Origin of the sequence: Streptomyces sp. NPDC059718 (assembly GCF_042733315.1) — a bacterium.
Classification (GTDB): domain Bacteria; phylum Actinomycetota; class Actinomycetes; order Streptomycetales; family Streptomycetaceae; genus Actinacidiphila.
Genome location: NZ_JBHWGA010000100.1, coordinates 1 through 9,623, shown reverse-complemented (window position 1 = coordinate 9,623; position 9,623 = coordinate 1). Strand labels below are relative to the sequence as shown.

The window sequence follows — 9,623 nt, the reverse complement described above, 5'->3', positions numbered from 1 at the left end:
CTTCCAGACCCTCACCCAGATGCCCGACACCAGCAACACCCTCATGAGCGAACTCGCAGTCGCCCGTCACAACGACGGCCACCTCGAACTGATCGGAAGCAACGCGGGCGGGCAGATCTTTCACCGTAGCCAGGCCATCTCGGGCGACTACGCTTCATGGTCGCCGCTCCCGCAGAAGATCCTCTCTCACATTGCCGCGGAAACCAACAGCGACGGCAGCGTGGAGGTCGTTGGAGTCGACACCGCTGGCGCTATCTGGCAGACCCGACAGAACACCACCAACCCCGACACCTTCACTCCATGGGGGCAGATCACCGGCGCCCTGCGCCCCTGAGTAGGCTCGATGGGCAGAAGCTCCGGCAGGCGAATTCTGGGGATCGTTGCAACACGTGGGCGGTTGATCAGGCCGCGAGTAGTTTAGACAGGTGCTCGGCTGGGGTTTCCCAGCCGAGCGTCTTGCGTGGACGGCTGTTGAGTTCGGCGGCGACGGCGTCCAGTTCCTCGCGGGTGTGCCGGGACAGGTCGGTCCCCTTCGGGAAGTATTGGCGGAGCAAGCCGTTGACGCTTCTATGTCAAGCGGCGAGCTGGTGCTGTGCGACGTGGTGCTGCCAGGGGCTGGCCGGGTTGCAGAAGTAGACCGGGATGTCGGTGGCGATGGTGAAATCGCGGTGGGCGGCCATCTCCGAGCCCTGGTCCCAGGTGAGGGAGCGCTGCAGGTGCGGTGGGAGCGTCTTCATGGTTGCGACAAGAGCGTCTCGGGTGGCGGCCGCGCTGTGGCCGACCGGAAGGTGGACCAGCATCACGTAGCGAGTGGAGCGCTCGACCAGCGTCCCGATCGCTGACTTGTGATGCTTGCCAATGATGAGGTCGCCCTCCCAATGCCCCGGAATCGCGCGGTCAGCAGCCTCAGCGGGCCGATCGCTGATCATGACCATCTCTCGGACCGCGCGGGGCAGGCGCTTGTATGACTGGCGGTGGGGGCGTCGCAGGGCTCGCCCGGTTCGCAGAGCCAGAGTCAGTTCCCGGCGGAGTTGTCCGCGGCCCTGGACGTATAGCGCCTGGTAGATCGTCTCGTGGGTCACATGCATCTCCGGCCGGTCGGGAAACCGTCTGCGCAGAGCGTGGCAGATCTGCTCGGGGCTCCAGCGCAGCGTCAGGTGGTCCTGGATGAAGTCCCGCAGTTCGCTGTTCTGGCCGATCTTGCCTGGCTTTGGGCGGGGCCGGCGGGCGTCGGCGCGGGCCTGCGCGGCATGGGGCCGGTACTGGCCATTGACGGGGTGCCGATTGCGGCGGATCTCACGGCTGATGGTGGAGGGGCTGCGGCCCAGCTCAGCGGCGATGACACGGACAGTGGCCTTCTCTCGCAGCCGGTCGGCGATATGGATGCGATCGACCTCTCGCAGATACCTGGACGGGCGGTCCAGGGGCGTCGCCGAAGGCTTCGGCGACGCCCCTGATAGGTGGATCGGCAGTGCCGCGACGGTGCCGCCCGACGCGTTGCGTCCGTTGCGCCACCTCCTGCCCGTTCGCGGGTCGATACCCACGATCCGGGCAGCTTCCTTGTAGTCCACACCCTGTTGCACGAGCTGAAGGTAGAGCCGCCGCTCCTCAATGAGCGCACGCGCCCCCTGGTTGACGGAACGGTCACGGATCTTGAAGTCCATCTCACCCCTTGGACTGGGGTGTTGCGAGGACCACTAGAACTCAAGTCTTCTGGCGGGCCGTTTCGGTGTTCGGGCTGGTTGTGGGCAGGCGGTGGGCCCGGCTGTCGCGTTGGGTGGGCGCCGGGTTCCACGGCTCCGGTCGGTGGTGCTGTTCGTAGGGGCGGGAAGTTGCTGGTCAGCCTGGGTTCGGCAGGGCTGCGAGCCGGTGTAGGGCCTGGTTGATCAGGTCTGTCCAGGGCCAGTGGGCCGCGAGGCGGAGGATGCGGCAGCGGCCGGTGGTGACCAGTTGCGCGGCGGTGGAGAACAGCCGGAGCCGGAGCCGGCGGGGTTCCCAGCAGCTGGCCGCATACGCGCTGTCCACACCGGGAGCCACCCCGTTAGCACGCGGACACACCGACGCTGCACTGATCATCGTCTCCGAGCTGGTCACCAACGCGCCTCAGCTGGAAGGGTAAGAGCCTGACCATCGAGGTCCACGATGACGATCCCATGCCTCCCACGGCACCGAGTCCCAGCGTGCAGGGCGAAGGCGGCGGCTACGGCCTGGGCATCGTCGACCAGCTCGCGGATACGTGTGGCATCTACCGTCACCTGAACGGCAAACGGTTTACGCCCGCCTCGCCTTCTCGGGCTGACCGCCGATCGACTCGACCATCAACTGCACTCTCGGCCGTATCGCTTTCGCCATGTGGGTCCTGTTGCAGGTGGCGGATGTCCTTGCTTCGTAAGGATCTCGGGTCCGAAATGCCGGATTGCCCTCCATAGGGTGTAGGGCGTGATCCACTCTTCTTCTTCGACGCCGGGTACAGGTGTGTCATCCGGCGCGGCGTGGTCGTCTCCCTCGGCTGGCCGAGGCCGTCACCCGGTGGCCGGGACTTCCGGTACGGCCTTGGGCGTGACGGCGATAGCGGCAGATTCGCCGGACACCGGGCGGTTGGGGGCCGAGTCGCTGGCGGGTTTGGTGACGGTGGTAGTTATCGCGAAGGAGCCGCTGCTGGGGCGTGTCAAGACGCGGCTCACTCCGCCGTATACACCCCAGGAGGCGGCGCGGCTTGCTGAGGCGGCGCTGGCCGACACGCTTGATGTGGTGCTCCAGGTGTCCGCGCGGCGGCGGGTCCTGGCCTTGGACGGCAGGCCGGGACGGTGGCTGCCGGCGGGCTTCGACGTGGTGCCGCAGTGCGCGGGCGGGCTGGACGAGCGGCTCGCTGCCGCGTTGGGCGCGTGTGAGGGTCCCACGCTGTTGATCGGCATGGACACCCCGCAGATCACCCCCGCTCTTCTTGCTCCCGTGCTCGCTGGTGCCTGGCAGGAAGTTGACGCCTGGTTCGGGCCAGCCGATAACGGCGGTTTCTGGGCGTTGGGCCTGGCCGCCCCCGATCCCAGGCTGCTGCGCGGGGTGCCGATGTCCGCGTCGGACACCGGCGCTGTCCACCGTGCCCGCCTGGTCTCCGCCGGGCTGCGGGTGCGCGACCTGCCGTCGCTGCGTGATGTGGACACCGCCGATGATGCCGCGCAGGTCGCGGCCTGCACGCCGCACGGCCGTTTCGCCGCCACCCACGCGACGTTGTGCCGGACGGTCGCGCGATGACTACTCCCATACCGGCTGCGGCCTGCGATGTCGTCTCCTGGGGTGACGGCCCGTACGAGCGGGCACTCCGCAGCGGAAGCGGCCCGCTGTTTCTGCGCGACGCCGACGGTGAGCTGCTGCCACTGGAGGTCGACCGCTGGTGTGCTCCGGCCGATACCGCGGACCTGTCCGCTCTGCGCCTCTGTCAGGGGCCGGTGCTGGACATCGGATGCGGCCCGGGCCGGCTGGTCGCCGTGCTCGCCGCACAAGGCCACCGGGTGCTCGGTATCGATGTCAGCCAGGCCGCCGTCGACCGCACCACCGGCCTGGGCGGATCGGCCTTGCGCCGCTCTGTCTTTGATCCCCTGCCCAAGGAAGGTCGTTGGGGCACAGCCCTGCTTCTGGACGGCAATCTCGGGATCGGCGGTGACCCGCACCGGCTGCTCACACGGACCGCCCAGCTCCTGGCCCCGGGCGGGCTTGTCATCGCCGAGACCATCCCGGCCGACATCGACGAACACACCCTGGTCCGTGTCGACGACGGCCGCGGCACGGCAGGCATGCCGTTCCCGTGGGCCCGGGTCGGCACACCGGCTCTCCTGCGGTACGCGCGTCGCCTCGGCTGGCACCTGGACGACCAGTGGACGGCTGGCCACAGAACCTTTGTGGCCCTGAGGCACCCGGACAAACGTTGCTCCGGCATCAAAGAAGTGATCAGCGAGCGAACCAGCGGCGTAACTGGATAGAGGGTTATTACTGGCGGAGTTGAAGGGAGGACCAGCCCGATCAAGAAGGTAGAGCAGCCTGACGGGAGCGTTGCGGAGGCCGCGGTTCCGGTGTCAGGACAGCAGCTTCTGCCGTGGTCGTGAAGGCTTACGGTTCGCTGACGTCACTCCTGAGCACGGCCTTGACCGCTGGTCGGCGGCCTAGCCTGCGGGGGTGAGTCCTGACATACGAACTGGCCAGCGCCGTGATCTCACCGCTGCCGTCAACGGCATCCTTCTCATCACGGCGGCCGTGCTCGCCGGCATGGCCATCCAGCGCACAGACCACAGTCTCCACGTCAAGTGGCCCCCCTTGTTCGCCTCCTGGTCTCCGCACGTGGGTCCGGGAACGCCGACTGCGTTCGCTGTCGCCATCGCGGTCATCGCCTACGGGCCGGCGCTTGCCGCGCGCCTGCCCTGGCGCGCCCTTGTCCTTGGCTCCTGGGCCGTCTCAATGGGCTGGACGTGGTCGCTGGCGTTGATCGACGGTTGGGACCGGGGCATCGCCCGCAGGCTCACCACCAGGAACGAATACCTGCAGGTGATCGACCGCTTCGACAATATCCCTGCCACACTGCGTGACTTCACCCGCCACATCCTGATCGGCACCCCCGACAACTGGCCCGCGCACATCGCTGGCCATCCTCCAGCCGCCATCCTCACCTTCGTTGGCCTGGACCGCATCGGCCTGAGCGCCGGAGCCTGGGCCGGTATCTGGTGCATCACGGTAGGTACCACGGCCGCAGCTGCCGTCCTGATCACGGTGCGGGCCCTGGCCGACGAGCAGACCGCCCGCCGGGCAGCACCGTTCCTCGTCCTGGCCCCTGCAGCCATCTGGGTGGGCGCATCCGCGGACGGCTACTTCACCGCCGTCGCCGCCTGGGCCATCGCTCTGCTCACCCTCGCCGCCACCCGCACCTCCATTGCTGCCACCCTGGGCTCCGGACTCCTACTGGGCCTGACCTTCTACCTCTCCTACGGCCTCACACTCATAGCGATCCTCGCCGCCGCCGTGCTGCTGATCACCCGCACCGCCCGCCCGCTGCCCCTACTGCTGGTCGGCACGGCGGTAGTCCCACTGGCGTTCACTCTGGCTGGATTCAACTGGTGGGAGGCTTACCGACTGCTGGTCGAGCGCTACTATCAAGGCGCGGGGGGCGTGCGCCCCTACAGCTACTGGGTCTGGGCCAACCTCGCCTGCACCGCCATCGTCATAGGCCTCGCCACGGTCGCCGCGCTCCGCCGCACCCTGGCGGCCACTCCCGGTGCCCTGCGGCGCTTGCGCACCCCGGACCACTCGGCCGCCGATCGCCTCGTCGCCCTGGTCCTGGCAGCCCTCCTCGCCCTGGCCATCGCCGACCTGTCCGGCATGAGCAAAGCGGAAACCGAGCGCATCTGGCTGCCGTTCGCCACCTGGCTCCTGGCCGCCACCGCACTCCTGCCCACCACCCACCGACGCCACTGGCTGATCGCCCAGGCCACCACGGCCCTGCTGATCAACCACCTCCTCTTCACCGGGTGGTGATACATATCCACATCAGATGAGATATCCCTGCGTCACTGTCGCGCGGCAGGCCATGTCCTCGCTCGCCAGTGACGGCTGACTGATCGACGATGACCCGGGCCCGATCTTACGAACCCCTGATGCCCGCGCGCGCGTCCGCGCCGCCGGGGTGCGGCGTCGCCCTACGGTCGGAACATGCTGGTACTCGTCACGGGCGGCGCGGGCTTCATCGGCTCGCACATCGTCACCGACCTGCTCTCCTGCGGCCACGGCGTCCGCGTTCTGGACCGGGCCGCGCGCCCCTCCGCCCCCACGGCCGGTGGCGGCGGGGGGACGTGCGCGACCCCGCCGCCGTCGCGGACGCCGTGTGCGACCAGGCCGCCATGGTCGGCCTCGGCAAGGACTTCACCGATGCCCCGGACTACGTGGCCTGCAACGACCTGGGCACGGCGGTGCTGATCGCCGCCATGGCGAAGCGGGGAGTACGCGGCCTCGTGCTCGCCGGGTCCATGGTCGTCTACGGCGAGGACCACAACGAGTGCGCCCGGCACGGTGCCGTACGCCCCGGCCCCCGGCGCCCCTCCGACCTCGACGCGGGCCGCTTCGAACCGCCCTGCCCCCACTGCGGGGAACCCTTGAGCCCCGGTCTCGTCGACGAGAACGCCCCCGCCGACCCCCGCAACGTCTACGCCGCCACCAAACTCGCCCAGGAACACCTCGCCGCCTCCTGGGCCCGTGCCGTCCAGGGCCGCGCCGTCTCCCTGCGCTACCACAACGTCTACGGCCCCCGAATGCCCCGCGACACCCCGTACGCCGGAGTCGCCGCCCTGTTCCGCTCCGCCCTGGCCCGGGGCGAGGCCCCCGAGGCTGCTATGTCCTGTCAAGCTGCTTGAGGAAGCGGTTCCAGGCTCGGCTGGTTACTTTGCTCGAGGATCTTGAAGATCTGGCGGCAGATGTTGCGCTTGAGGCATCGCTGTGCGTCGCGGGGGCTCTTGCCCTCGCTGACGCGCCGGGCGACGTACGTCTTCGTTGTAGGGTCCAGCCGCATCCTGATCAGGGTGATTGTGTGCATGGCGCGGTTCAGCTGGCGGTCTCCGCCCCGATTGAGCCGGTGCTTGTTGGTCAGGCCCGAGGAGGCCGGGATTGGGGCGACACCGGCGAAGGACGCGAAGGCGGCTTCGGAACGGAAACCGGCCTGGGTGCGACCAGCTGACCAGGATCTGAGGTGCGGTGATCGGGCCGACGCCGAGCAGTTCCAGTAGGTGTGGCGCCTGGTGGCTGACGAGCTGAAGCGGCTCGTTCTCCAACTCGCGAGCCTCCGCCTGTAGATGCCTGATGCGTTGCGCGGTACTCCGCATGGCACGGATGGTCATCCGGTGCTCGGTCGACAACGCAGGGCGGTCTCGGAGGCCGGCGCAACGCGCGACCTGCATTGGTCGGCTCAGGCGGCGCAGGTCCGTGCGAAGACGGTCCGGCGCGGAGACGATCAGGGCTTTGAGCTGGTTGATCGCCGCGGTGGAAGCGTGTACGGCGCCCTGTCGGGTGGCCAGGAGTACGCGCATCGCCTCGCGCTCTCCGCGCACACGAGGCTGGATGACGTGCTCGGTGGCCAGGGCTTCGCGAGCCGCGCGGATGGCGTCGAGTATGTCGGTCTCGCGTCCTCCGCGGACCGGCGGCCGCTTGGGGCGACAGACTTCGATGACACGTTCGCCAGCGTCACTGAGGAAGGCAGCGAGGCCTGCGCCGTAACTGCCAGTTCCTTCGAGAGCCCAGCAGCGTCGGCCGGGCACGCACAAGCGTGCGAAGTCGAGAAGGCGTTGGTAGCCGCGGCCGTGGGCGGGTGCGTCAGTGGTCTCCAGGACGGCGCCGACGGGGCTGACGGCGGCTGCGGCGAGGGTGTCACGGTGGGTGTCGACGCCGATGACGCCGTCGATCTGTTCTGCGAGCATGGTCACGCGGTCGTTCTCCTCTGGGCGGACGGGCCGTGGACGGCGTCGGCCTGGGTGGAGTCACCGCGTGGCGGAACTGTGATGAGTCACGCCGGAAGGCGGACAAGCTGCTGATCAAGCCAACGGGTGGGCCAGGCCGACGCCCGCGTCCGACAGACATCTCGGGGGAACGGCAGCCCCTGACGGAGCGCCATTTATTTTGCGAGTCATGCCGGATCACGAACGCCGAGCCTGGCAGCAACCCATCCCGGGCCGCAGAAGAACTCTCACAGTTATCTTTTTCGCGGTCCTGCAATGGAGCCGTTGGCCTCTGGGCCCGGCATGACTGTTGCCCTACCGATGGCGTCCCTTCTTGTGCAACACCATTGCGTTTAGCCCTTGTTGGTGGTGTCAAGGCCGCCTTCCTTGATCATCTCGAAGCGAAGGGTGTAGGCCTCGGCTGTTCTGGGGTGTTTGCCTGTAGTGAACGTGTACTTGCTGTTGCGCTTGCGGACGCGGGCTTTCAGCCGCCAGCGTCGGATCTCCGGGAGGAGGCCGGCCAGGACGACACGACCTATCGCCCCGACGAGGCCCACCGGACCGGCCGGGGCGATGCCGCGGGCGGCCACGATCTGGTCAGCGGCGGCGTTGAGCAGCACGATCAGGCTGACACGCTCCGCCGACAGGCCCGGCTGGGCCGTGACCAGGTCGTCCGCGGTCCGCACGAGCGCCTGGTAGACCGTCAGCAGGGCATAGACCTCCTGCTCGAGCCCAGGGACCGTCCGCGAGCGCAGCACTCGCCCGCCCAGGACGGTCGACTTCAACGAGAAGTAGCAGGTCTCCGCCTGCCACCTGCGGTGATACAAGGTGATCAGCTCGTGGGCGGGGTAGCTCTCGGCGTCCAGGAGGCTGGTCATCAGCCGCCACAGCTCGGTGCGGCGGGTGCCGTCGGCCAGCTCGATGGTCATCCATGCTTCGATGATCCGTACCTCGAGCCGCCGTAGCCGCGCCCGGCCTGGTATCTCCCGGCGCAGACGGTGGTCAGGTAGGAGCCGTCCAGCAGAGTGCGGCGCACCGTTGGGCGCCGCTTGCGGGTCGAGCGCAGCAGGAAGGACGCGCCGGTGCCGGTTACTGCCTCCAGGAAGTCGTATGCGTCGTAGTAGGCGTCGGCCAGCAGCACCATCGAGGCGTCCAGGTGGGACAGCAGGCGGTGCGCGTAGCCGAGTTCGCCGGTGGTGTCCGGGCCGAAGGCGGCGCCGAGGAGGGCGCGGGTGCCGCACTCGACCAGCGCCACCAGGCGCAGCAGGGGGTAGCCGAATTCGAGCACCTGACCACCGTGCTTGGGGAAGTGCCGGGTCACCGCCTCCTCGTCGGGGATGCTCAAGGTGGTGCCGTCCACCGCGACCGCCCGCAGACCGCGGTAGAAGGAGCCGGATTGTGCCCGGGCGGCCACCGGACCGGCCAGGATCTCGAACAGGCGGCGCAGTGGGGCGCTGCCCAGTCGGCGCCGGGCTCGTGACAATGAGGAGGCGCACGGCCGCGCCACCGCGATCCCGTGCAGTCCCGCTCCGAGTTTGTCCCATACCGCCTGGTAGGACGAGCGTTCGAAGAGGGCGAGGGCGAGCACGAAATACATCACCACCCTCGCAGGCAGCAACCGCACGCGCCGCTCACGCGAGCCTGTGTCCTCGAGGACGGCGTCAACCAGCTGCGGGTCGATGACCTGCGTCAACTCTCCCAGGTGGCCGGGAGCATACACATCGTGAGCTGACGCCACGGGTGGCGGGGTGGCAGAATGCCGCGGCAACGGGACCTCCGGTGCGACGATCTCTGGGCTCGACACCACAGGGATCTACCAGGGGTCCCGTCCTCTCGTTCATGAACTTGACAAGACGCTGGACGGCATAACGCAACGGTGTTGCACAAGAGGGGACGCCATCGCCCTACCTTCTTCATGCGTTCGCACCGGTCACTCGTAGGATCGGCGGAACCCAGGGGTTCCAGGTATGGCTGTGACTGTTCCGCCGCCGGATGGCTCAGGGGGCTTGGCCGCCCGGAACCCTGCGACGACTCGACCGCTACCGGTAGTTCGTTAAATCCGGAGGTAAAGGTCGATGCCGTGTCCGGTGGTCACCGCGTCGATCAGGGCCTGGAGCTCATGGGGTGGGTCGGTGTCGGTCCATGCTTGCCACCATC

Annotated in this window: 7 protein-coding genes and 5 pseudogenes; 5 read left to right on the top strand and 7 right to left on the bottom strand. The window is 68.3% G+C overall.

Going from position 1 to position 9,623, the window contains the following annotated elements:
• Positions 1–334, top strand: a 334-nt coding sequence (locus ACFV3E_RS45745; RefSeq protein ID WP_500542350.1) for a DUF8189 domain-containing protein, incomplete at its 5' end; no start/stop codon positions are given.
• A gap of 67 nt (positions 335–401) precedes the next feature.
• On the opposite strand, the pseudogene ACFV3E_RS45740 reads toward ACFV3E_RS45745, so the two are convergent.
• Together ACFV3E_RS45740 and ACFV3E_RS45735 are read right to left on the bottom strand one after the other, a co-directional pair.
• Positions 402–1,664: pseudogene (locus tag ACFV3E_RS45740) on the bottom strand (IS30 family transposase).
• A 175-nt stretch (positions 1,665–1,839) separates the two neighbouring features.
• Positions 1,840–2,007 (bottom strand): annotated as a pseudogene (locus tag ACFV3E_RS45735) (transposase); the annotation flags it as partial.
• A gap of 624 nt (positions 2,008–2,631) precedes the next feature.
• Here ACFV3E_RS45735 and ACFV3E_RS45730 point away from each other — a divergent pair.
• The 4 genes and pseudogenes from ACFV3E_RS45730 to ACFV3E_RS45715 all read left to right on the top strand — a co-directional run.
• Positions 2,632–3,252, top strand: coding sequence for a TIGR04282 family arsenosugar biosynthesis glycosyltransferase (locus ACFV3E_RS45730; protein WP_500542354.1), 621 nt, complete (start codon positions 2,632–2,634; stop codon positions 3,250–3,252).
• Positions 3,249–3,977 carry a methyltransferase domain-containing protein gene (locus ACFV3E_RS45725; protein ID WP_500542352.1) on the top strand — a complete coding sequence of 243 codons (729 nt, stop codon included), beginning with the start codon at positions 3,249–3,251 and terminating at the stop codon, positions 3,975–3,977. Before ACFV3E_RS45730 ends, ACFV3E_RS45725 begins: the two co-directional genes overlap by 4 nt.
• Positions 3,978–4,170: 193 nt before the next feature.
• The gene (locus ACFV3E_RS45720) at positions 4,171–5,520 is read left to right on the top strand and encodes a hypothetical protein (RefSeq protein WP_500542348.1); all 1,350 of its coding nucleotides are present in this window, start codon (positions 4,171–4,173) and stop codon (positions 5,518–5,520) included.
• A gap of 174 nt (positions 5,521–5,694) precedes the next feature.
• Positions 5,695–6,362 (top strand): annotated as a pseudogene (locus tag ACFV3E_RS45715) (NAD-dependent epimerase/dehydratase family protein); the annotation flags it as partial.
• A 17-nt stretch (positions 6,363–6,379) separates the two neighbouring features.
• On the opposite strand, the gene ACFV3E_RS45710 reads toward ACFV3E_RS45715, so the two are convergent.
• The 5 genes and pseudogenes from ACFV3E_RS45710 to ACFV3E_RS45690 form a co-directional block, all read right to left on the bottom strand.
• Entirely contained in the window at positions 6,380–6,571 is a 192-nt protein-coding gene (locus tag ACFV3E_RS45710) for a hypothetical protein (protein WP_500542356.1), read from the bottom strand.
• Positions 6,572–6,574: 3 nt separating this feature from the next.
• Positions 6,575–6,862: pseudogene (locus ACFV3E_RS45705) on the bottom strand (transposase); the annotation flags it as partial.
• 181 nt (positions 6,863–7,043) lie between these two features.
• A pseudogene (locus tag ACFV3E_RS45700) lies at positions 7,044–7,448 on the bottom strand (IS110 family transposase); the annotation flags it as partial.
• Between the two features lie 371 nt (positions 7,449–7,819).
• The gene (locus ACFV3E_RS45695; RefSeq protein WP_500542346.1) at positions 7,820–8,395 is read right to left on the bottom strand and encodes a transposase; all 576 of its coding nucleotides are present in this window, start codon (positions 8,393–8,395) and stop codon (positions 7,820–7,822) included.
• Complete coding sequence (locus ACFV3E_RS45690) at positions 8,392–9,186, bottom strand: IS4 family transposase (protein WP_500542344.1); 795 nt, start codon at positions 9,184–9,186, stop codon at positions 8,392–8,394. The genes ACFV3E_RS45695 and ACFV3E_RS45690 overlap by 4 nt, the downstream gene beginning before the upstream one ends.
• Between the last annotated feature and the right edge of the window lie 437 nt (positions 9,187–9,623).